15 protein-coding genes and 1 pseudogene are annotated in these 22,910 nt (G+C 67.0%); 4 read left to right on the forward strand and 12 right to left on the reverse strand.

What is annotated here, in order from left to right:
- Positions 1-53: 53 nt before the first annotated feature.
- Both G1H10_RS29875 and G1H10_RS29880 read right to left on the reverse strand, forming a co-directional pair.
- On the reverse strand, positions 54-4,139 hold the full coding sequence (locus G1H10_RS29875) for a ThuA domain-containing protein (RefSeq protein ID WP_376778676.1): 4,086 nt from the start codon (positions 4,137-4,139) through the stop codon (positions 54-56).
- Positions 4,139-5,149 carry a multicopper oxidase domain-containing protein gene (locus G1H10_RS29880; protein WP_163744905.1) on the reverse strand — a complete coding sequence of 337 codons (1,011 nt, stop codon included), beginning with the start codon at positions 5,147-5,149 and terminating at the stop codon, positions 4,139-4,141. The genes G1H10_RS29875 and G1H10_RS29880 overlap by 1 nt, the downstream gene beginning before the upstream one ends.
- 472 nt (positions 5,150-5,621) lie before the next feature.
- Between G1H10_RS29880 and G1H10_RS29885 the strand changes: the two genes are divergently transcribed.
- The gene (locus G1H10_RS29885; RefSeq protein ID WP_163744877.1) at positions 5,622-6,674 is read left to right on the forward strand and encodes a ferric reductase-like transmembrane domain-containing protein; all 1,053 of its coding nucleotides are present in this window, start codon (positions 5,622-5,624) and stop codon (positions 6,672-6,674) included.
- 98 nt (positions 6,675-6,772) lie between these two features.
- Here the strand turns inward: G1H10_RS29885 and G1H10_RS29890 are convergent, their stop codons facing one another.
- The 3 genes from G1H10_RS29890 to G1H10_RS29900 all read right to left on the reverse strand — a co-directional run bounded on the left by G1H10_RS29890 (position 6,773) and on the right by G1H10_RS29900 (position 10,104).
- Complete coding sequence (locus G1H10_RS29890) at positions 6,773-8,050, reverse strand: ATP-binding protein (protein ID WP_163744879.1); 1,278 nt, start codon at positions 8,048-8,050, stop codon at positions 6,773-6,775.
- A 162-nt stretch (positions 8,051-8,212) separates the two neighbouring features.
- A complete protein-coding gene (locus G1H10_RS29895; RefSeq protein ID WP_163744881.1) occupies positions 8,213-8,944 on the reverse strand; it encodes an SDR family NAD(P)-dependent oxidoreductase in 732 nt (243 codons plus the stop codon).
- A complete protein-coding gene (locus G1H10_RS29900) occupies positions 8,941-10,104 on the reverse strand; it encodes an enolase C-terminal domain-like protein (protein WP_163744882.1) in 1,164 nt (387 codons plus the stop codon). The genes G1H10_RS29895 and G1H10_RS29900 overlap by 4 nt, the downstream gene beginning before the upstream one ends.
- A gap of 69 nt (positions 10,105-10,173) precedes the next feature.
- Between G1H10_RS29900 and G1H10_RS29905 the strand changes: the two genes are divergently transcribed.
- A complete protein-coding gene (locus G1H10_RS29905; RefSeq protein WP_163744884.1) occupies positions 10,174-11,454 on the forward strand; it encodes an ROK family protein in 1,281 nt (426 codons plus the stop codon).
- Here the strand turns inward: G1H10_RS29905 and G1H10_RS29910 are convergent.
- Positions 11,445-12,314 carry an NAD-dependent epimerase/dehydratase family protein gene (locus tag G1H10_RS29910; RefSeq protein WP_163744886.1) on the reverse strand — a complete coding sequence of 290 codons (870 nt, stop codon included), beginning with the start codon at positions 12,312-12,314 and terminating at the stop codon, positions 11,445-11,447. The genes G1H10_RS29905 and G1H10_RS29910 overlap by 10 nt on opposite strands.
- A 203-nt stretch (positions 12,315-12,517) precedes the next feature.
- Here G1H10_RS29910 and G1H10_RS29915 point away from each other — a divergent pair, with 203 nt between their 5' ends.
- Positions 12,518-13,435 carry a hypothetical protein gene (locus G1H10_RS29915; RefSeq protein ID WP_163744888.1) on the forward strand — a complete coding sequence of 306 codons (918 nt, stop codon included), beginning with the start codon at positions 12,518-12,520 and terminating at the stop codon, positions 13,433-13,435.
- 142 nt (positions 13,436-13,577) lie between these two features.
- Here G1H10_RS29915 and G1H10_RS29920 read toward each other — a convergent pair whose 3' ends face one another.
- Genes G1H10_RS29920 through G1H10_RS29940 form a run of 5 tightly spaced genes read right to left on the reverse strand, consistent with a single transcriptional unit; the run spans position 13,578 to position 20,924 of the window.
- Complete coding sequence (locus G1H10_RS29920; protein WP_163744890.1) at positions 13,578-14,492, reverse strand: hypothetical protein; 915 nt, start codon at positions 14,490-14,492, stop codon at positions 13,578-13,580.
- 25 nt (positions 14,493-14,517) lie between these two features.
- Positions 14,518-16,803, reverse strand: coding sequence for an ABC transporter ATP-binding protein (locus G1H10_RS29925; protein WP_174264789.1), 2,286 nt, complete (start codon positions 16,801-16,803; stop codon positions 14,518-14,520).
- A gap of 9 nt (positions 16,804-16,812) precedes the next feature.
- Positions 16,813-17,940, reverse strand: a complete 1,128-nt coding sequence (locus G1H10_RS29930; RefSeq protein ID WP_376778677.1) for an ABC transporter permease — start codon at positions 17,938-17,940, stop codon at positions 16,813-16,815.
- A complete protein-coding gene (locus tag G1H10_RS29935; protein WP_163744894.1) occupies positions 17,937-18,929 on the reverse strand; it encodes an ABC transporter permease in 993 nt (330 codons plus the stop codon). The genes G1H10_RS29930 and G1H10_RS29935 overlap by 4 nt, the downstream gene beginning before the upstream one ends.
- Positions 18,930-18,953: 24 nt before the next feature.
- The gene (locus G1H10_RS29940; protein ID WP_163744895.1) at positions 18,954-20,924 is read right to left on the reverse strand and encodes an ABC transporter substrate-binding protein; all 1,971 of its coding nucleotides are present in this window, start codon (positions 20,922-20,924) and stop codon (positions 18,954-18,956) included.
- Between the two features lie 134 nt (positions 20,925-21,058).
- On the opposite strand from G1H10_RS29940, the gene G1H10_RS29945 reads away from it, so the two are divergent.
- A complete protein-coding gene (locus G1H10_RS29945) occupies positions 21,059-22,744 on the forward strand; it encodes a CehA/McbA family metallohydrolase domain-containing protein (RefSeq protein WP_163744897.1) in 1,686 nt (561 codons plus the stop codon).
- A gap of 66 nt (positions 22,745-22,810) precedes the next feature.
- On the opposite strand, the pseudogene G1H10_RS33565 reads toward G1H10_RS29945, so the two are convergent.
- Positions 22,811-22,910 (reverse strand): annotated as a pseudogene (locus G1H10_RS33565) (IS982 family transposase); the annotation flags it as partial.

The raw sequence follows: 22,910 nt of genomic DNA on the forward strand, positions 1-22,910 counted from the left end.
GGCCCGGGGCCGGTGGGCGGGGCTTTGTCGCCCCGCGCCGCCCGGCCACGTGACTACAGTTCGCGCACCCGGATGTTGCGGAACTCGATCAGGTCGTTGTTGCCGTGGTTCTGCAACCCGATGAAGCCGCTGGCGAACTGGCGTAGATCGGTCGGCGGGTCCCCGGCACGCGACGACTCCTGACCGGGCGAGTTGTCGAACTCGTTGATCACCTCACCGTTGCGGATGATCGTGTACTGCTGGCCGACCACACGGATCTCGTAGTCGTTCCACTCCCCCTTCGGGGTCGCACCGGCGTCGTCGAGACCGACCGGGTCGAAGTTGTAGATCGACCCCGTCTTCTGCGGCTCGCCCGACTCGCCGTCGTAGATCTGCACCTCGTGACCGCAGTAGATCGCGACCCATGCCTGCGAGTTCGCCGCGGAGCCGGTCTGGCCACACTCGGGGCGCTCCTCGAGCGGTGTGCGCGGGTCCGGGAACCGGACGAACACGCCGCTGTTGGCCCGGAACCCCTCCGGCGAGACGTCCCGGAACTGCAGACGCACGGAGAAGTCGCCGAACTCCTCGGCCGAATACCACAGCATGCCCAGGCCGCCCCGGGAGAGCAGAGTTCCGTCGTCCTGGAGCTCGAAGTGGCCTCCCGGAGCCTGCGTCCAGCCGAGCAGCGACTCGGCCGTGCCATCGAAGATGGCTGCGTAACCCGTGCTTCCCGGCTTGCCGATCTCCGACTTCGCCGCCGCCCGGCTCAGCTGCGACTTCTCCCGGCCGCTGATGACGCCGTCCTGCTGGAGATTGGTACCGACGTCGTTGACGTGCCGGACGAACGCGCCGTGGCTCTCCCAGTCGCTCTCGTCGTCGATCAGGTCGTTGACGCTGCACCCGCCGGCGACGTCGTGGTTGGGCACACCGGTGTCGGTGTCCCGCAGCCAGACGGTGTCGCGGGTGTCCGGCACCGCGCACTCCACGGTGACCTCGGTCGTGGTGGTGTCCGTCTCGCCGTCGGCGTAGGTCACCGTCAGCGTCGCCGTGTAGGTACCCGGTGCGTCGTAGGTGTGCCTCGGGTTGGCCTCGTCCGAGCCGTTGCCGTCCCCGAAGTCCCACTCGTACGCCACGCCGCCGGAGCGCAGGCCGGTGAAGGCGATGGTGAGCGGCTTGTTCTGCACCGCCGTCGCGGATGCCGTGGCCATCGGCGTCGCCGGTCCGCCGTCGTAGGTGACCCGGATCAGCTTCTGGTTGTCGGTGAGGCTGAAGAAGCCGCCGCCGTAGTCGAGCATGTAGAGCGCGCCGTCGGGGCCGAACTTCGAGTCCATCATCCACTGCTGCAACCGGTCGTCTCCGACCCCGCCGCGAATGATCGAACGCAGGCTCTCCGCGAACAGCGGCGGGCTCTGCTCCTCGATGCCGTCCGGGTCGAGGGTCACCGCGACGCTGTTGTTCTGGTTGCACTCGTCACCGATGAACCACTTGTCCTCCCAGTAGCCCGGCCACGCGACCCCACTGTCGGAATCGATCTGCGACTGGTGATATGTCGGGCCGGACATGATCGCCTGGCAGCCACCCCGCAGGTACGGCTGCGTGTAGACGGCGTCATCCGCCTCGTAGGTGGGCACGCCACTGCCGTCCGCACGCTCCGGGAAGACCGGGCCGCCGCCGTCAGGCGCGTACCAGATCATGTTGTCCCTGGCCGCCGGGATGTCCACCAGTCCGGTGTTGCGCGGCGACTCGTTCTTCAGATTGTCGCAGTCGTACCAACCGGTGAGGATCGACGCGTCCTCGTTGCTCCGGTCGCGGTACGGCTGCCGGTTCCCCATGCAGTACGGCCAGCCCTGGTTCCCGGCGGAGGTGATCACGGTCGCCGTCTCGTACTTCGCCGGTCCCAGCTCCGGGCTGGGCGACGGGGCGTCGGGGCCCACCCAGGCGGCGTTGAGCCAGTCGTGTTCGGCATCGATGCTCAGCGTGGAGATGTTGCGCACGCCCATGACGTAGATCTCCGGGCGGGTCTTGTCCGCCGGGTATTCATCCGCCGGGAAGAGGTTGCCTTCGGGGATCGTGTAGGTGCCGTCGTCCTCGGGGTGAATGCGCAGGATCTTGCCGTTGAGGTCGTTGGTGTTGCCCGACGTGCGGCGGGCGTCCTGGAACGAGACACCCTGGTAGTCCTGCGTCCAGTTGTTGCCGGAGTACCCGTTCGAGCCCTGGGACGAGTTGCTGTCGCCGCTGCCGATGTACAGGTTTCCTTGCGCGTCGAAGTCCATCCCGCCGCCGGCGTGGCAGCAGCTGTGAATCTGGGTGTCCCATTCGAGCAGGTCGACCCGGGATTCCTGGTCGATCGACTCGGTCTCGAAGTCGTAGGTCAGCCGGGATACCGTACGCTGCCCGATCCGGGTCTCCAGGTCGATCGACTCGTACGGCATCCACATGATGTAGATCCAGCCGTTCTCGCCGAAGTCCGGGTCGAGCGTGATGCCGACCAGTCCTTCCTCGCTCTTGATCAGCTCACCACCGCTGCCGCGGTTGCCGAACACGTCGAGCGTCGTCAGCAGCGTGACCTCTTCGGTCTCCGGATCCCACTGGTGGATGGTTCCACAGCCCAGACCGACGTTCTCGTCGTCCCAGTCCGGGATCGGGCCGGACGGGCACGCCGCCTTGCCGATGTAGAAGACCGTCCCGTCGGGGGCGATGTCCAGGCCGTGCGGCTCGCCGATCTGGTCGAGCTCGCCGGGCTGGTTCTTCGCGGTCAACCGTTCGATGGTGTAGTTGTCACCGATGGTGGCCTGGCAGTCCCCGCGCACCATGCCGGTGGTCCACTGGATCGCGCCGAGCAGGTGGGTGCGGAAGGCTTCCTCGTCGTAGCTCTCCGCCGTTCCGCCCATACCGGTGTAGAACGAGCGGCCGCCGTCGTAGTCGCGGCACCACGAGACGGGGTGGAACGCGCCGTTCGCGCCGTCGCCCGGCTCGTAGGTGTGCTCTTGCACCTGGGCGACGGTGTGCACCTCACCGACCGGGTTGGGCGACCAGTTCTGCCACCTGTCGGTGCGGGTCACTGTCAGCGGAAGATCGCGCGTCGCCGGGTGCTGACGGTCGACGACGCTGACCGTCGCCTCCTGCGGCTCGATCTCCGGTGGCGGCTCAGTGGCGTCGCCGGCGAACAACTGCAGCTCCGCGAGCTGTGTCAAGGGATCGCCGGCGTTGGCGGTGATGTCCAGCCGGTAGTACTCGTACTCGGTGTCGTTCTCGAACCGGTAGTCCTTGGTCTGGAAGCGCTCCGGGAAATCCTCCCCGCTCCGGCTGTCCAGATCGGTCCAGTTCTCACCGTCCGGGGAACCCTGCAGCGTCCAGTCCTGCGGGTCGCGGCCGGCGAAATCGTTGGCGGACGCGAGCGCGTACTGGGACACGGCGGCCGGTTCCGCCAGCCGCAGCACGATCCACGCGGTCGGTTCGAAGGCGAGCCACTTCGTATTGACGTCGCCGTCGATCAGATTCTCTTCGGTCTCGTTCGGCGGATTGTTGGCGCTGGCCGTCACCTCCGCGACCTCTTCGGGGTCGGGGAGGCTACCCACCGGACGGGTTCCGATCAGGCCGGTGAACCACTCGGACCGTTCCTGCGCCTTGGCCGCGTCGGCGACGCCGAGGAATCCGCCGCCGGCCTGGATGTAGCCTTCGAGCGCGTCCTCCTGGGCGCCGGTGAGTTCCGCACCCTCCGCGGACAAGAACACCACGCCCCGGTAGCCGGCCAGGTTCTGGGCGGAGAAGGCAGCGGGATCGTCGGTCTGCTCGACACCGAAACCGTGCTCCTCCCCCAGCTGCTCGATGGCGCGGACGGCTTCCTGGACCGGATCATCCTGATCATCCGGTGCACCGTGAAAGACGAGCACGTCCACGGCCCCCGATGCCTGTTGTGCCGCTTGTGCGCGTGCCGCCGATCCTTCCGCCGACGCCGCGGACGACGATGCCGGTGCCGCCGGCTGAGTCGACGCCGGTGACGGCTCGGGCTGCCCTGGTTCCTTCGGCTCCCCCAGTGCGGGAACGGCCGCCAAGCCGAGCGCGAGTATCGCGCTGGTGGTGAGAGCCATGGCGCGCCGCCATGATGTGGATATCGGTCCCCCGTGAGGGGCCGAGCGCGAGAGGCTGTTGCGAGCCATCACTCCTCCTTCACGTCGTCGTGGCTGTGAGCTGCGTGGCCGTCATGGTCGTGGCCGCCGCCGTGGTCGTGGCCGTAGTACCGGTCAAGTGCTTCCTGCGCCCCATCGGGAAGGCTGCCGTCCTCGTTGCGCACCAGGAAGATGCCTGCCATGCCGTCGTCCGAGTGGAACTGGACGTGGCAGTGATACATCCAGGCACCGGGTCCGACGCCGTCGCCGGCGATCACTTGGAAACCGAACGAGCTGCCCGGGTTGAGGTCCTTGTTGTCGACGACCGGCGTGGGGTCGTTCGGCCCCTCCAGCATTCCGGTGCGGTTGTCCGCCCAGCGGTGGGCATGCAGGTGGAAGGTATGGAAGAAGTCACCGTGTCCGATGCAGATGAACTCGACGAGCTCGCCGAGATTGGCCTCGAACAGCGGCGCTTCCGGCGCGACCTTGTTGTTGACGGTCATGCCGTTGAACACCACGGTGAACTGCCGGTCCGGTTCGAGGTCACCCCGCCGGCGCACGACGAGCGCCCCGTAGAGGCCACGCCGGAGGCCGAGGGAGCCGTGCCCGCCGCCCATGGCGTGGTCGTGGTAGTGCCAGTAACCTGCGCTGCCGGGGAGCCACCGGCGACCTTTGCCATGGATCGGCGCACGTGTGCTCCACACGTATGTGCGCGTCTCCCCTGGTTCGTTGAACGAGCCGTTGAGCGGACTGCCGTCCGAATCGACGTCGTACTCGACGCCGTGCGGATGGATGGACAGCCGTTGATTCGTGGTGTTCACCAGTTCGATCTCGAGCGTGTCCCCTTCCCACATCTCTAGAGTCGGGCCGGGGATGGTGGCCTGCCCGGGTTCCAGGCCGTATCCGATCTGATTGCCGGGCAATTCCTCGGCGTACATGGTGATCCGGCGCACCGTGCCGGATCCGGAGTCTCCCCGCTCTGAGGATGATGCGGCTGGGGCCGCGTTCGCGCTGGACGCGACGATCGGAGTGGCCATTCCGATCACCGTTCCCGCCAGCATCGAACGGCGCGAAACCTGCCGTCGCTCCCCGTTACGAAGGTGCTTGTCCACTATGAGCCCTCCCGTTCGGTGGTCACCGGGCGCGCACCGGGTGCGGAGAGGTCGAAGATCGTCCTCTCCTTGGCAAGGCACGGTAAAGGGACTTTTGTATTGCCGTCAACATAAGTTTGCCGATGTGTTTCAAACTAACGACAGTTGGCGGCGAAACAGCGTTTGTCTAGACCAGTACTCGCATACTTGGCGCCGAAACCTGTATGAGTTGCCGCGGCGGGCCGCTCACGCCGTGCAAGATGTCCACGGCACCGCGATCATCGCCGACGGACGGTCCACCAGGTCATTCGGGCGGTCAGCACGGCCTGAAGGTCGCACGCCTGTCCGGATCGTGATCACTCGCTGGCCGGGACCATGTGGACGTCATTACTTTGTCATCTCACGTGGCAAAGATCGTCATGTGGCGAGCAAAGGGAGGTCGATGGTGCCTGTCGAGCAGCGCCGCAGACGCCGATGGTTCGACCTGTCCGCATTCCGTTCGGACATCCGCGCGGCCGCCTATGACGCCACCGCCGCCCTCGTCATCACGCTGCTGATCTTCGCCTGGTTCTACCGGCGCATCGACGCCGGCACGTCCGCCACGCTGCAAGTGATGCCATTCCTCGCGGACGCCGGCCTGTACTGGATGTACTGGATGTGCCAGGCCTTCGGATGGTCGGCATTGTTGTGGGCGTGGATCACCGTCCTGCTCGGACTGCTCCGGACCACTCGCGGGGCAGCAGGCCTGCCCGTGTCGGCCATGCGGATCGAGAAGTGGCGTCGGACAACCAGCCTGACCACGATCGCCTTGATGTTCGCCCACGCCTTCTGGTTCTTCGCCGAGCTCGTGCGCGAGAACGAAGCCGGGCTCGGCCCGGCCGGGCGCGTCTGGAGCGCGTTCATCGACGTCTTCGTTCCGGGCGGCTACTCGTCCGGAACCGGGCAGATCGCGATACTGATCGGCCTGCTCGCCCTGTATCTGGCGATTCCGCTCGGCCTCGCCTTCTATGCGCGGCGCAGCATCGGAGCCAAGGTGTGGCGCGTGCTGCACGCATCCGTCATCGTCGTCTACGTCCTCAGCGTCTGGCACACGCTGCTGTACGGCACGAACGTGTGGTTCGACGGATGGTTCCGCACGACCATATGGCTGCTCCAACTGCCGGTCGCCGCCCTGCTGCTCCTGCGGCTCGTCACTCCGGCACACCCACCGAGGCCGCGGCCGCTCGACGCGCTCGGCCGCCTGGCCGGACGCGGCGCCGCGGCCGCGACGATCGTCGTGCTGCTGCTCGTGGCCGCCAGCGGGCGCGACGGCGGCCGCACGCCCGGCGCGGAAGGAGCCGGCCTCAATGTGACCCAACCCATGATCTGGGCAGGTCTCGCAGCGTTCATCGTCGCGGTCACGATCCTCGTGATCCGGGAGCATCGCCTGGCATCCGTCCGGCAAACGACAGCGGGTCGCAGGGCGCCGCAGACGCCGCAGACCGGCGACGAGTGACGCAACGCATGGCCGGCCGTACGAGGCGCTGGTGGTCGCGGATCACCAGACCTCCGGTTCAGCCGAAACCGGGCCGCGCATGGTTGGCGTAGAGTCGACTACGGTTGAGCCGTCCAAAGCGCGCTGATCGGCATCGCGCGCAGTTTCGGCCCAAACGGGAGCGTCTGCGAACCTGTGTGCATGACGATGCCCGCGACCAGCCGGTCGCCGAGCCTTTCGGACAGGTATCGCAAGCCGCGGAAGTCATCGCCACGGACGGTGGCACCGGCTTTGACCTCGATACCCACCACCTGACCGTCTGGGTTCTCCAGCACAATGTCCACCTCGAGCTTGTCACGCGTACGGAAATGGAACAGCTCAGCCGGCTCCTGAGACCAGGTGAGTTGCTTGGTGATCTCCATGGTGACGAAGGCCTCAAGCAGCGGTCCGAAGGCGCTGTCGGGTTCCATCAATCGATCGGGGCTCTGTCGCAGCAGGTGGCTGGCCAGGCCGGAGTCCGTCATGAGAACCTTCGGTGTTGCCACCGCTCGCGTGGTGAGGTTACTCGACCAGGCTGGCGTGCGGCTGACCAAGTACACCTGCTCGAGAAGATCGATGTAGCGACGGATCGTGGGCTGGGCGAGGCCGAGCTCACTGGCGAGGGTGCCCATCACGAGCAACTGGCCCGTGCGGGCAGCGAGCAACCGGAGCAGCCGACGTGCCTGTGAGGCGTACTCGATGTCGGTCAGCTCTCGGATATCTCGATCAATGAGATTGTCGACGTAGGTCGAGAAGAAACGTCCGCGGCGGCGTGGATCAATACGGGCGACGGCTTCCGGGTAGCCGCCGCGTGCCACGAGCTCGGCGTAGTCCCCCTTGGCCAGATCCGAGTCGATGCTCATGTCAGCGCCTCGCGCGAAGACGGCGTCGACGAAAGCGTCTGGAGTACCGCATATCTCTCCCTGACTGAACGGCCATAAGGTCACCACCTCCATCCGACCAGGCAGCGCGTCAGGGAGATCGCGCAAGCCGAGAATGCGAGCGGAGCCGGTGAGAAGATACCGTCCCGGTCGTGGATCCAGATCGACGGCGTCCTTGATCTCCAGCAGTAGCTCCGGCACACGCTGGACCTCGTCGATCAGCAACAAGCCGTCATGCTGGATGAAGGTCGCCGGATCACCGATGGCGGCCTGCCGGACGATCTGACGGTCCAAGCGACGTTCCAACGCATCGGGCCGTCCCATGATCAACTGTCGAGCCAGCGTACTCTTCCCACTCTGCCGCGCACCATTGATCACGACAACCCGCGTATCCGAAAGCGCCTCTTCGACCGCTGCCGAGGCGCGCCTCGGCACCAACCGCCCTAAGGAAACATCGTCCGTGTTCACGCTGGCCATAGTGCCACGTGAGATAGGAGATCGCCAGCGCGCGACGTTGGATCTGCCGTCTCTCTATATTGGACCTGCCGCATCTCCGTATTGGATCTGCCGCCTTTCTATGTTGCCTGTGCCGAGGAGTAGCGTTGGATCCGCCACAGCCACGCGTCGAACCTGCCGGGCTCAAGACAGCCGCGCTGACCATCCGCCGTCGACAACCAGGCAGGTCCCGTTGACGAAACCGGCGTCTTCGCTCGCCAGAAAGGTCACGACCCGGGCCACGTCCTCCGGCTGCCCCAATCTGCCCAATGGGTTGCGCCGCGACTCTCCGGTCGTGCGCTCGGACTCCCAGCTCGGCCGGTTCCGCTCGACCGCGATGAAGCCGGGAGCCACCGCGTTGCAGCGGATTCCCGACCCGCCCAGCTCCACCGCCAGTGACCGGCACAGCGACTCCAGGGCGGCCTTGGCCGCGGCGTAAGCCGACTCCTCGGGGGCGACCCGGTGGGCGTGAACCGACGAAACGAGCACGATCGAGGCTGGACCACTCGCGTGCTCCGCGAACTCACCGGCCCACCCGAGGGCCCCCGCCACGATCACCTCTGAGGTCCGCCGCCACAGTTCGACCGTCCGGCCGGCATCGGCGATCGGCGTTCTCTCCTGGACGAACGCCAGATAGACGAGCGCGTCCAGCCGGCCCGGAAGGTCGGCGACGGCGTCGAACGCGGCGGCCCGTGTTCCGGGGTCAGCGGCGTCGCCCACGACGGGCACCGCCACGGCCGAGCTCATCTCGGGGTGCACGTCGACGCCGACCACGGTGCGGCCATGCCGGCTGAGTTCGACGGCGACCGCGGCGCCTATGCCTCGTGCGGCGCCGACCACGACGGCGATCCGTTCGTCGGGCACCGTGATCGTCACCCGATGAACTCTATCCTCGGCTCCGGACCGGCCTCCATAGGCAGGCGTCGGGCCGACAGGTCTACTCCCAGGCCGGCCCCATCGCAGCAGGGCCGGATCATCCCGCTGCGGACCTGCTCGGCCGGGGATACCACCGTGGCACGCCCCTCGTGCTCGCCGATGGCGAGCTCGAGCGGCCCGCAGCCGTCGATCTGCCAGCTGACCGCGAGACTATGCGCGGTCGATACGGGCCCGGTCGGGTTGTGCAACGACACCTGTGCGCCCGCCGACGTCGCGAACCTGGCCAGCTCCAGAGCGCGGCGTGGCCCTCCGGCGTGCTTGACGTCCGGCATCACGACGTCGAGGACACCCGCGGAGAGCGCGGGCTCGAGCTCTGCCTTCGACGCGACGAACTCTCCGCCGGCGATCGGCACCCCCAGGGTCTCGCGGACCGCCCGCATCCCCTCGAGGTCCGCGATCCCGGTGGGATCCTCGATCCAGGCCGGCCGAAGTTCTGCGAAGGCACGCTCGGCCGCGAGTATCTCGCCCACCGGTACGTGCCCATGCAGGTCGAGCCTGAGCTCGATATCGTCCCCGATCGTCTCGCGGACCGCGGCGGCAAGCCGCAGGCCCAGTTGGACACGCTTGGATCCGACCAGGAAGTCGAACGGCGCGCACTTCACGGCCGTGAATCCCTCGGCCACTGCCAGTTTCGCTATCCGGGCGAACTCGTCCGGCGTGCGCTTGTGCAAGGCCCGGTTGAGGTTGGCGTAGCACGGGAACTCCGGCGCGGCGGCGCGACCGTACCACTCCGGCAACCCCATCCCGCTCCGTGTGGCGGCCAGGTCACACAGGGCTGCCTCGAAACCACCGAGCACGGTCAGGCGCAGCCTGCGGTCCTGCGTCGGCCCAGCCCGGTTCTCGCTCAGTCGGTGCGACTCCGCGCCGACGACGGCCAGCGCCTCCTCCGCCGAGTGCCCGACGACGACGTCCGACAGCTCCGCAGCGTAACGGTCGGACAGTTCCCTCGTACCGGCGTCCGACAGCTCACCGATCCCGGCCGAGCCGTCGGCCGTCCGCACACGCACGGTGTCCCATGAGGTTCGCCAGGTCACATCGTGCGAGACACACGCCACGCTCACGATGGCGGCATCGTCACTCGTGCTGGTGCCAGCCGACAAGCCGTACCTCCTAGCCACGGGCGACCGCAGCGTGTTTCTATAATCTTCGTCGGGAAATTAATATACGCCATGGAGTCCAGCACCATTCCGCGACCGGAGGACGTCCTGAACGCTCGAGCCGCGCTGCCCTCGGACATGCGCTCGCAGAACCTCGCGACCATCATGCGAGTCGTCCGGACGCATGGTCCGCTCGCCCGCGTGGGTATCGTGCGGCGGACCGGAATCTCATCGGGCACGGTCACCAAGCTGACCGCACAACTCGTCGAGGCGGGCGCCCTTGTCGAGGCGTCCCCGGCCGGCACCGGCGAGCACCCACCGACGGGCGCGCCCGGCGTGCTCGGCATGCGGCGCGCAGGCCGTCCGCAGGCGCCCCTCGATCTGGACATGCACGCACGCGCGGTGCTGACCGTGCACATCGGCGTCACTCGCAGCACCGCCGGGCTGGTGGACATGCGCGGCAACGTGATCACCGACATCACCGTGACACATACCGATACCGACCCGGATCATGTGCTCCGTGCTGCCGTCGCCACCATGCGGCGACTTCGCAACAGTAGCGGTCGCACGGTCGTCGGCGCGGGTGTCAGCACCAGCGGCACCATCGATCACCGCAACGGGACGCTGCTCGACCATCCGGTGCTCCCATGGCGGAATGTCGCCGTGCGGGACTACGTCGCGCGCCGGCTGGACCTTCCGGTCGAGTACGACGACATCGTGCGCGGGGTAGCGCTGGCTCATCTCGCCTACCGGCATGGTGAAGAGATCCAGCACGTGCTCAACCTCTTCGTCGGCAACGTGGTGGGTAGCGCGCTCGCTGTGCGACAGGAGCTCTACCGCGGCGAAGCCGGCCGGGCGGGCCAGATCACCCACCTCCCCGTCCATGGCGTCGCCGGTCCGTTGTGCGAATGCGGGCGCAGCGACTGTTTCCAGGCGGTCGCGAGCAACGTCGGGCTGCTGGCCATCGGACAGGCCGAGGGCGTGGTCTCGGAGCGAGCGAGCTTCGACGATCTTCTCGACCGGGCGGACGAACCCGGCGTCCGACGGCTGCTGGATCGCCGCGCCGAGTGGGTGGGTCAAGCGGTAGCCGTGTTGTCGGATTTTCTGGATCCGAGCGCAGTGGTGCTGTCCGGAAACGCCACGCACGCCCCCGGCTACCTCGACGTGGTGCGGGCCACGACCAGGCGCTTGGCCCTCGGCGGGCGTGCCGCCGCCGAACGCGTGAGCTTGTTTCCGTTTCCGGGAGATCTGCTCTCGGTCTCGACGGCCGCGCTGTTCCTGGACCGCTATTTCCGCGACCCGGTCGCCTATGAGCCGCGCCTCGCAGGCACGGACCGGGCAGTTCAACCATGATCGTCGTCGCGCCAGGAGTGCTGAGGCCTCCATCTCAGCACGCGTGCCGCCTTGGAGATGTCCCAGACTGAGTCCATGCCGCCGATCGACCGCCGGATCTGCGTCGTCGGATGGTAAGCACGCAGCAGTTCCTCGGTCGGGATGTCGCTCAAACTGTCGACGGCGGCCACGTTGCACGCCTCCAGCCCGATGCCCGGGGCATCCAAGGCGGCGACGAAGGCTTCGGCCGCGTCGTCGACATGAAGGTAGCTCCAGAGCCCGCGTGCGCCTTCCGCCGGATCGGCGGCGATCTCCGCGGCCAGCTGCGCGAGGTATTCCGGTGTTGTGACGGCCGGTAGCCGGAGCAGAGCCACGGCGAGGGCATGCGAGCGATGGAACATCGCCGCGATGGCCTCGTCGGTCTGCTTGCTCAGCGCGTACGGATCCTCGGCGAGCAACGGGTGTTCCTCGTCGATCGGGGCGTACAGCGGTGATCGATCGTGCCGCGCCCAGAAGAAGCCGTAGGCCGAGCAACTGGAGGCCACCACCACCCGCCGGACCGCCGCTTCCGCCGCTGCCGCCAGTACGGCGAAGGTCGCGGCGGTGTTGGCGGTGAACACCGTGTGCGCAGGATGCCATTGTGGTCCGGGGATCGCCGCGAGGTGGATGACTGCACCGACGTCTCCGCCCGCGATGAGTGCCGCCACCGTGGCAGGGTCGCCGAGTTCGCTCGGCCGCCACGGCACGGCTTCGGGAACATCCGGCGGGCGGGGCGCGCGATCGGTGGCGAGCACCGGCCTTCCGTGCCCGTGGAGTCTCCGCACCACCGCCGATCCGAGACGGCCGGCCGCCCCCGTCACGAGGACTGGCTCACCACTCATGCATCATCCCTCGCCCGCTGGGTCCACGCGTGCTCGTCGGAGTCAATCATCCCTGTTCAACTGGAGGGCTAGCAGGGGCTCCGGCACGATGTCACGCATTGTTCACATAATACCTTCTTGACCAAGAAAATTGTGGTGACTAGGTATATAGCTACGCGGAGCAGAATCCACCGCAACCCGCATCCGCCCAGGGAGGCACCATCGTGGCCAGAGAACTCACCCGCAGAACAGCCATCGTCTCTATGCTCGGCGCGGCCGGAGCGGTCGCCACCGCCCCGCACCTACGCGGCGGGATCGCGGCGCACGCAACGACGCTGCCGCCGTACGTCGGCTGCGCGGCCGGCCGGGCCGGCGCGTACGATCCGCAGGAGGAGTGGGACAAGGCCCAGCGCGACCTGGGCGGTGGCAAACTGACCTATCGTCGTGCGTTCGACTCGACCATCCCGTCCCCCGGCGGCGAAGCCTGGCGCGATGCGGACGCGCCTGCGCACTTCTACTCGGTCAAGCCGCCGGGTAACGACATCCAGGGATTCATCGACGGTCGGTACGACGACAGGCTGCGAGCGCTCGTGCGCGACCTGCCGAACGGCACGAAGTTCACGATGTATCACGAGCCCGAGGACAACATGTCCGGGCAGACGTTCTACCAGATGTTCCGCCGGTTGTACGACGTCGTCAACGACGAGCGGCCGCGGTACGTGCAGGTGTGGTACGTCGCGATGGCCTACCAGTGGCAGACCAACTCCAAGGGCAACGTCGGCACCAACGACGGATGGATCGACGCGGCCCGGCTCGCCGACGGCGTCGGCATCGACGTCTACGCCCCCGATTGGGATTTCACGGCGATCGAGGACGATGGCGGCTACCAGCGCTGGCGGAACCTGATCGCTGAGCCGTCGGGGCGACCGTGGGGCGTCATCGAACGCGGCATCAGCGGGCATGCAGGGGAATCCGCTCGGCGGGACATGCTGAGCCAGGACTGGGAGTTCGCCAAGGCGAACGAGTCGAAGTTCTTCCTCTACTGGCAGTCCGACCGCGGCGGCGACTGGCTGCTGCTCGGCCCGGCCGAGCAGGCGTACCACCGGACCATGGCCGACGAGGGCCGGCAGATCGGCACCTGACGCTCCACGGGTCCGCGCGGATAGGTGTGTTTCTCCCCATGCGCGCGGACCCGCCACTGTCATCGAAGAAGCATGCATTGTGGTGGTGATAGCGACCACAATGTCGTTCGCTTCACGATCCGCCGCGACGAAGGCGTGCGCGTCAGCCGACCTTGCGGCCCTGCGCCGCCATGTTCTGATAGACCTGCCGCTCCCTCTTGCCGAGCAACCACCATTCCTCGTCCATGCCGATGTTGGTGTGCCAGTAGAGGAACATCTCGGCGCCCATCCGGACCGAGAACCTCCAGTCGTCTCGCAGCATCGAGGCCCGGGCGTTCTCGCCATAATCCGCGCTGATGCCACGTTCGCTCACGCCCCACTTCTTGCCGGACGGCACCTTGATCAGATTCCACCACCGCCAGAAGCCCTCGTCCTCCTCCATCGAGCGGTAATACCAGCGCGGCGCGTAGACGTCGATGCCGACGCCGTCGGCGATCTTCGCCGCGTCGAGCCATCCGTCGTTCGTCGCGACGTTGCCCTTGGAGTTGGTCATCCACTGATAGGCCATTGCGACATACCAGACCTCGATATCGGGCCGCACACTCTTGACGACATCGACCGTCTTGCTCATCAACTGATAGAAGGTCTGCCCGGACATGTTGTCCTCGGGCTCGTGGTACACGGTGAACACCGTGCACGGCGGCAGCGCTTCGACCAGCGCCCGCAGCCGGTCGTCGTACAATCCGTCGATGTAGCCTTGGACGTCCTTGTCCGGCGGCTTGACCGAGTAGAAGTTGCACGGCGCGTCCGTCTTGCGCCAGTCCTCCTCACCCACCGCCGGAATGGTGGGATCGAACACACGGCGATAGGTGAGCCTGCCGTGTCCGATGTCCTCCTGTGCCTTGTCCCACCACAACTGCCGGTCGTAGTCGTCCGGCGGGTCATCACCGGCGAATGCCCCGACGTAGGGGAACCGCTCTTCGCCGGATCCGGCCACCGCGGCCGGCCCGGCGACCACCATCATCGTCGCTCCTGTCAGCAGAGCCACGACGGTGGCCACGAATCGTCGTCTGATCATTGCCGAAACCTCTCCTCAGCCGGGTTTATCTCTCTGCCGAAGGAACGAGCCCGTCGTCCCTCCCGGTGGAAACTCGCGCACGCGGCTCCGCGCTGGACGGTCGCTGCAGGTCAAGCTCGTCGGCGTGGTGACATGCGACCCCGTGATCGCCGGATGCGGATACCAATGACGGAACCTCGGACATGCACCGCTCTTCCCGCCGGTAGGGGCAGCGCACGTGGAACCCACACCCTGCGGGCGGGTCCGATGAATCCGGCAGCTCACCGTCGAGCCGGATCCGACCATCGCCGCCCCGACGGCGCGGGTCCGGGACCGGTACGGCCGACAGGAGGGCCGCGGTATAGGGATGCCGCGGTTCAGCGAACAGGCGATCGGTTCCGGCCTGCTCGACGATGCTGCCCAGGTGCATGACGGCCACCCGGTCGCAGACGTGCTGCACGACCGACAGGTCATGCGAGATGAACAGGTACGTGAGATCCATCTCGGCTTGCAGGTCACCGAGCAGGTTGAGGATCTGGGCGCGGATCGATACGTCGAGGGCGGAGACCGCCTCGTCGGCGATCACCAGCCGCGGCTGCGTGATGAGTGCCCGGGCGATGTTGATCCGCTGTCGCTCCCCGCCAGAGAAGGCGTGCGGATATCGCCACATGTACTCCGGCCGCAACCCGACCGCGCGCAGCATCTCGGCCACCCGATCCGGCAGACTCGAATCGGGGCGAACGCCATCCGGCAGCCTGCGCAGTGGCTCGCCGATGATCTGCAACAGGGTCTTCCTGGGGTTGAGCGAGCCGAACGGATCCTGGAAGATCATCCTGACCTTGCCCCGGTACGGCTGCAGCTCCCGGCCGCGCAGCCTCGCCAGGTCGACCGGTCCGGTCTCGCCGTCTCGGTACCAGATCGCCCCCTCGGTCGGTTCCAAGGCCCGCACGATCGCCCGCCCCAGTGTGGACTTTCCGCACCCGGACTCCCCCACCAGGCCGAGCGTCTCACCTGGCATGATCTCCAGGCTCACCCCCGCCACGGCCTTGACTTCCCAGGCGGCACGGCGCAACAGGCCGTGCTTGACCGGGAAATGCACACGTACGTCCCGGACCGTCAGCAACGGCTCGACGTCGGCGTCCGCGCGCACGTCCGAATCCACGTCCGCAGTCGTCGTCTCCCGCGGCCCCGGAGCCTGCCCCGGGACGGATCCGGGCTTCTTCCGTGGTACGGCCGAACCGGGCCGTGTCGGCGATACAGCTTCGACCGGCTCCGCGCGTCCCGTGGCCAGCGGGCCGTTCTCTCGTACCGACGGGGCGTACAGGTGACACGCGGCCAGCCGATCAGGTCCCAGCTGGTGTCGGTCCGGCATCTCGACGTCGCACAGACCGGGCAACGCCGCGCGACAGCGCGGATGGAACGGACAGCCCGCCGGTCGATCACTCGGATGCGGAACCAGGCCCTCGATCGCCGCCAGCCGGCTCTTCCGGTGGCCGTCGATCGACGGGATCGACTCGAGCAGTGCCTGCGTATACGGGTGTGCGGGACTGGCGAAGATGTCATCGACGCAGGCACGTTCGACGATCCGGCCCAGGTACATCACCGCGACCTCGTCGGCGATCTCGGCGACCACGCCCATGTCGTGGGTGATGAACATGACGGCCATTCCGGTCTGTTCCTGCAGCTCGCCGAGGAGGTCGAGGATCCGGGCCTGGGTCGTCACATCCAGGGCCGTCGTGGGCTCGTCGGCGATCAACAGCGCGGGATCGCAGCACAATGCGATCGCGATCATCACGCGCTGGCACATGCCACCCGAAAGCTGGAACGGGTAGGCGTCGAATCGCTTCTCCGGCCGCGGGATGCCGACTCTGGTCAACTCCGCGATCGCACGATCCTTCGCCTCACCCATGCTGAGGTCGGTATGCAGCCGGATCGCCTCGACGAGTTGCGCCCCGACCGTGTACATCGGCGAGAGCGCAGCGATCGGCTCCTGGAAGACCATGCCGATCTCCGCACCACGGACCCGCCGGAGCCGCTCTCCGTGTGGGTCGAGGGTGGCGAGGTTCGTGCCTTCTCGTCCGCGATCGGGCTGCCACCAGATCGCGCCGCTCTGCACCCGGCCCGGTGGCTCGATCAATCCGAGCACCGATCGTGCCATCATCGATTTCCCACATCCGGACTCCCCTACCACGCACAGGGTCGTGCCGGCCGATACCTCCAGGTCGACCCCGTCGACGGCCTTGACGACGCCATCGCGGGTATGGAAGTGCGTCCGCAGATCCTCGATGGCCAGCACTGCCCCCGCCGCAGATGACATCGGTTCCTCACTCATGGCCTGGCCTCATGACTTGTAGGGGTCGGCGGCGTCACGCAGACCGTCGCCGACGAAGTTGAATGACAACACGATCACCACGACCGCCGCACCGGGCAGCAACAGCCAGGGTGCGGCCTCCAAGGTGGCGAAGTTCTGTGCCTCTTCCAGCAGCGTGCCCCAGCTCACGGCCGGCGCCCGCAACCCCAGGCCCAGGAAGGACAGCGCGGTCTCCGCGAGGATCATCGCCGGGATCGCCAGCGTCGCTGAGGCGATCAAGTGACTGGTGAACGACGGCAGCATGTGCGCGAAGATGAGCCGCGGACGTCCGACGCCGTCCAGCGCCGTCGCGGTGACGAAGTCCTCTTCACGCAGTGCCATGAACCGGCCACGGACCACGCGGGCCAGGTCTGTCCACGCGATCACGGACAGGATCACCGTGATGGTGAAATAGCGCTGCATGGGGCCCCAGTCCGTCGGCACCGCGGCGGCCAGGCCGAGCCACAGCGGCAGCGTCGGGATGGACATGAAGAACTCGATCAGGCGCTGGATGGCGGTGTCGACCCAGCCGCCGAAGTATCCGGAGATCCCGCCGAGCACGACACCGATCAGAAACGAGGCCGCCACGCCGACCAGACCGATCGTCAGCGACACGCGGGAACCGTGCACGATGCGGGAGAACAGGTCGTACCCATTGACGGTCGCTCCGAGGAAGAACACCGGCGGGCCGTCGGGATCGGCCGGACCGATCAGATGCCGGTCGGTCTCGAACAACCCGAACAGCTTGTACGGCTCCCCCTCGGCGAAGAATCGTAGCGGGATCCTCTGCTCGTGGTCGACCTCGTAGGTGATCTCCAGGGTCTCCTCGTCGACGTGGTCGGTGTAGCCGTTGACATAGAGCCCCCAGTCCCAGCCACCCGAGCTCGTGTCCACCACCTTCACCGTCTGGGGCGGCGCACCGCCGTGGTCCACCTGTTGGTGTTCGGTGGAGTAGGGCGCGACGAACTCGGCGAACAGCGCGACGAGGTAGGCCACAGCCAGCACGACCGCGCCGGCCATCGCCAGCCGGTGCCGACGGAAACGCCACCACACGAGCCGCCATGGCGACGCCGAATGCCGCGCCAGGTGGGGTTGGGTCATCGCGGATGCTCCCGTCACCGGTACTGATGCCGGACTCGGGGATCAAGCCAGGCGAGAACGAGGTCGGACAGCAGGGTGCCGATCACCGTCAGCACGCTGACGATGAGAATGATCGATCCGGCGAGGTACATGTCCTGTGATCGCAGGGCGCCCAAGAGCAACGGGCCGGTCGTCGGCAGCGCCAGCACCGTGCCGACCACCACCTCGCCGGACACCAGCATCGGGAGCACCCAGCCGATCGTCGACACGAACGGGTTCAGCGCGATGCGCAGCGGGTAACGGATCAGCAGGCGGCGTTCACCCATGCCCCGCGCACGTCCGGCCACGACGTACGGCCTGCGTAACTCGTCGAGCAGGTTCGCGCGCAGGATGCGGATCAGGCCGGCGGTGCCGGCCGTGCCGAGCACGATCACCGGTATCCACAGATGCGACAGCAGATCGAGGAACCTTCCGACCGACCACGGCGCATGGGCGTACTCAGAGGAGAAGACCCCGACGAAGGAGCCGCCGAACAACATTCTCGAGAGGTAGACGAGGACCAGCGCCAGCAGGAAATTCGGGATCGCGAGCCCGATGAAACCCACCGTGGTCGCGACGTAGTCACCGAGTGAATACTGCCGGACCGCGGAGTAGATGCCGATCGGAAACGCCACGATCCAGGTGAACAGCAGCGTGCCCAGCGTCAGTGCGATCGTGAACGGAAGCGTGTCGGCCAGCAGCGCGGACACCGGCTGGTTCCATTCGAAGGACATGCCGAAGTCGCCGTGGAAGAGTATCCCTTTCATCCATTGCAGGTACTGCACCGGCATGGGCTCATCCAGCCCGTAGCGGGCGCTCAGCGCATCGAGATACGCCTGGTCCGCGGGCTCACCGCGTTCGCGCAGCCCGCTCGCCAGCTGAGTCAGGTAGTCCCCCGGCGGCAGCTGGATGATCACGAACGACACCACCGAGATCGCGAACATGGTGGGGGCCATGTACGCGATCCGGCGCAGCACGTATTTCCCCATGGCGAACCAGCTTCACCAGCGCTTTCAGCCGATGTAGTACTGCTCGGGCCTGGTCGGCCCCGGTGTCGGGTAGGTCCACCCCTGGATCATCCGTTGCGGCACATTGCGGAAGTCGTTCTTCGCGATGAAGTACTTCGCCGTCTCCCGGGCGATGCCAATGACGTGGAACTGCTCCTTGGCGATGGTCAGCATCTCCGTGGCGAGCCGCTGCTGCTCCGCCGGGTCGGTGGAAGCGGAGATGTCCTTGAGCAGCTGGAGCTGACGCAAGGTGTTCTCCGGCGGCTCCTCGCCCTCGGCGCCGCCGGTCGAGTTCCACATCCCCCAGGGCACCGCGTAGTAGGAGCCGGCGTCCTGCACCACATAGTTCTTCGGCTGCTGCAACACGTCGAGCCCACCGTCGCCGTGCCAGACGCATGCGTCGTGTTCGTTGTTGTCCTTCCGCTCGGCGAACAGCACGTCGTCCATGTCGCGGACCGCGACGTCCACGCCGACCTCGCGCCAGAAGCGCCGGATCATCTCCAGCTGCTCGGCCCACTCCGGTCGCATGTCGGGCACGAACTCCACGACGAAGCTGATCGGCTCGCCGTCCGGCCCGAGCCGGACGCCGTCGGCGTTCTTGTCCGGGTAGGCCGCATCCAGATGGTCATTGGCCAGGTCGACGTCGTACTCGAGATATTGGGTGGCGAACTCCTCGTCGTAGAACGCCGAGTCCGGCAGCGGCGCCGCCTGGTACGGCTCTCCCTGCCGCTGCATGGTCGCGTCGATGATGTCCTGCCGGTTGATCGCGTGCGACAGGCCGATCCGGAAGTCGAGGTTGTTGAACATCTCGCGCTTTGCCGGGTCCTTGTGCGTCAAATTCAGATAGACGCACATGATGTTCATGCGGGTCTCGGTGACCTCGACGAAGTCGAAGTCGTGCTCCTCGCGCTCCTTGGCCAGCAGGGGCTTGTTCGCCGGGTTCGTGAACCTGGTATCAGGGCCGGCCTCCATGCTGACTTCGCCGTTGAGCGCCTTCGACAGCATCGCCTCGGCGTCGTCGAGCACGTCGTACGTGACCTCGTCGATGTACGGCAGCTGGCTGCCGTCCGGGTCGACCTTCCAGTAGTACGGGTTGCGCTCGAGCTTGACCTGCCGGCTGTCCAGAGTCGTGACGAAATGCCACGGCCACAGCGTCGGGATGTCGGCGTTCTGCCCGGTGAACCACACCAGGCCGCTGAGCTTCTCGAAATAGTCGACCCAGTTCTCGAAGCCCTCGTCTGCCGCAAGCTGCTTGGCGTCGGGGTTGTACCTCGGATGGAACCGCTCGAGGTAGTGCCGCGGGAATTTGGTGTACACCTGACCCAGCGGATGCGCGAGCAGGTGCAGGAAGAGGCCGTCCGGCTGGGCGGTGACGAGGGTGAACGAGAGCTCGTCGATCGGTCGGAATTCGATCGGGTTGCCGCGTGACAACACCGACTTGCCCGGAGACGGGAAGAGCTCGGTGTCGAACATCACGTCCTCGACGGCGAACTGCACATCGCCGGCGGTGAACGGTTCACCGTCCGACCACTTCATCCCCTCGCGCAGCCGGAACGTGAACTCCGTGCCGTCGTCGCTGATCTCATAGCTCTCGGCGACGTTCGGCGTGATCTCCGACGTTCCGACGGCTCCCGACCAGCCGGGCGTCCACGAGACCAGATTCTCGTAGCCCAGCATGGCGTAGAGGTAGGAGTACTCGGTCCGGCCGATCACGCTGCGCCAGATGCCGCCGTAGGCACCGACCCGGTCGACCGGTTCGACGACCAGTGGCTGCGTAGGGAGCCGTTGACCCACCGGCGGCAACTCCCCCGCGTCGACCCGCTCGGCCAGGCCGGGCGCCTCAGACCCCTTGGCGGCGTCGGGTTCGATCGGCTCGCGAGAGCTGCAGCCGAAGAGGACGGGTGTAGCGGCGACGGCGCCCAACCCGATGCCGGATGCGAGCAGGCGGCGTCTCGTCAGTCCGTGACGACCAGTCATGGTGTGCTCCACATTCCTTCGCGCTATGTCGATCGGAGAGTTACCTTCGATTCGAAGTAAATCGGCTACGCTGAAGCTACCCCCGCCCCGATGAGGGATCAACGTCCACCTTTCGAGCAGGAGATGACCATCCGTTGAACTCTCCGAGAGCAATCGCCATGGCCATGCACGTCCACGCGTCGTTCAGCGAAGGCACCGCCAGTTACGAATCGCACCTGGAGCAAGCCAGCCGGCACGGCGTCGATGTGATCTGGTGGACCGATCACGACTTCCGGGTGGCCGCCCACCAGTACCGCCGGGCGGTCCGCTTCGATGGTCCCGTTGAGGCCGAAGGCGAGTTGGAATGGGCCTGGACCGAGGAACGTTCCGGCGAGCTCAGTGCGGCGAGCGCTGAATACGTCACCGAACCGCGCACGCAGGACGAGGACGGATCGGCGCTGCGCCTGACCGTCATCGGTGGACCCGGCGGGGGCGAGCTGTGGCAGCGAGGCACCGCGTTCAACTGGACATACAGCACTAGCCTTGCCGACACCACGCTCGAGCTCGACATACTGCCGGAGGAGGTGGCGACCGGGACCGCGCTCGTCCTGCAGATCGAGTCGTCGCACCATCCGGCCCGCGCAGGGCGGCCCGCCGGCCAGTACCGGCTCGAGTACCGCTTCGGCGGCGCGGAACAGGCGGAGCACCGTGCGGAAGGGCTGCTCGGCATCGTGCGGGTCCCGGTCGTGCCACGGCGATGGCAACGAACGACGCTGCGGCCGGTCGACGACATCGCCCGGATCTGGCCGGACCTGGTGGCCGAGGACAATTCGCTGCACCAGCTCCGGATCGGCGTCCGGGTCGACGAGGGCGAACGGGTGCGCTTCGTCGTCGACCGTCTCCGGTTCGACCGCGGGCGCGGAGTCGGCCCGGCCGGCGTCCGGCTTCGACGGGACGTCCTCGCCAGATACGCCGGGGCGTACCCCGGCGTCGCCGGCTATGAGGCCTTCGAAATCTCGCTCGTCCGGCATCTGAACTGGTTCGGTGGCGAGCTCACGCTGCCACCGCTGCCGGTACCGCCGTATCGAGACAACGACGTCGAACGCACAATCGACATGGTCGAGTTCATCCACCGTCACGGCGGCCTGGTGCAGTGGAACCATCCGCTCGACATCGAGACCCCCGAGTCGCTGGCGGCGTTGATGATCGAGCGAGACAACCTCGGCGCCGATCTGGTGGAGATCGGGCGCGAGCCGGTGGAGAACCTGCTCGACGTCTTCGACATCGCGGCACGCAACGCTGTCTTCTTCACCGGTGTCGGCGTCACCGACGATCACGAGGGGACCGACTGGCTGCATCAGAAGAACAACTGGCTCACGTATGTGTGGGCGCCGTCGACGGGGGTCGCCGACCTGACTGGAGCACTGCGGGCGGGGCGTGCGTGGTTCTGCGATCCGGCGCGCTGGCGGGGCGAGCTGGACGTGCTCGCCTGGGGGAAGCCCGCGATGGGTGGCGTCGCCGTGTGCGACGACGCCTCGGTGCCGATGGAGGTGACCGCCACCGATCTGCCGGCCGGCTATCACCTCGACATCATCGTCGGCACCGTGGACTATGCCGGGCTCGCCGATCTCTCCCCCTCACACGCCGCCGTGTCCGTGCCCGCGGTATCGGGCGCCAGCCGCAACCCACTGGACGTGGCCGTCGGCGATGGCGCCTATGTGCGGCCGCAGATCCGAGACGCCTCGGGCGCTCTGGTCGCGGTCGGGAACCCCGTGTGGCTGCTCCGCACCGTGCCGCCTCGGGGAATTCCGGACGACCGGCGGATCACCCACATCGGTTGAGCCCTGCCGCCGCACGCCCCGGCACGTCTTCGCACCTCACCTAGATGAATGATTCCTTGAAGATTGTCAGTGGTCATAGGCGATCAGTGATCGTTTGGCTGTGAGGCCGAGGGCCCAGTTGTGCCAGATCCCGGCGGCCAGGGCCAGGAGCCGCTGGCTGATGCGG

This window comes from Phytoactinopolyspora halotolerans (assembly GCF_010550675.1).
Taxonomy (GTDB): domain Bacteria; phylum Actinomycetota; class Actinomycetes; order Jiangellales; family Jiangellaceae; genus Phytoactinopolyspora; species Phytoactinopolyspora halotolerans.

Coding starts and splice junctions, on each gene's coding strand:
- G1H10_RS29875 (WP_376778676.1), bottom strand. CDS start 4,139: ATGGCTCGCAACAGCCTCTCGCGCTCGGCCCCTCACGGGGGACCGATA.
- G1H10_RS29880 (WP_163744905.1), bottom strand. CDS start 5,149: ATGCTGGCGGGAACGGTGATCGGAATGGCCACTCCGATCGTCGCGTCC.
- G1H10_RS29885 (WP_163744877.1), top strand. CDS start 5,622: ATGGTGCCTGTCGAGCAGCGCCGCAGACGCCGATGGTTCGACCTGTCC.
- G1H10_RS29890 (WP_163744879.1), bottom strand. CDS start 8,050: ATGGCCAGCGTGAACACGGACGATGTTTCCTTAGGGCGGTTGGTGCCG.
- G1H10_RS29905 (WP_163744884.1), top strand. CDS start 10,174: ATGGAGTCCAGCACCATTCCGCGACCGGAGGACGTCCTGAACGCTCGA.
- G1H10_RS29910 (WP_163744886.1), bottom strand. CDS start 12,314: ATGAGTGGTGAGCCAGTCCTCGTGACGGGGGCGGCCGGCCGTCTCGGA.
- G1H10_RS29920 (WP_163744890.1), bottom strand. CDS start 14,492: ATGATCAGACGACGATTCGTGGCCACCGTCGTGGCTCTGCTGACAGGA.
- G1H10_RS29925 (WP_174264789.1), bottom strand. CDS start 16,803: ATGAGTGAGGAACCGATGTCATCTGCGGCGGGGGCAGTGCTGGCCATC.
- G1H10_RS29935 (WP_163744894.1), bottom strand. CDS start 18,929: ATGGGGAAATACGTGCTGCGCCGGATCGCGTACATGGCCCCCACCATG.
- G1H10_RS29940 (WP_163744895.1), bottom strand. CDS start 20,924: ATGACTGGTCGTCACGGACTGACGAGACGCCGCCTGCTCGCATCCGGC.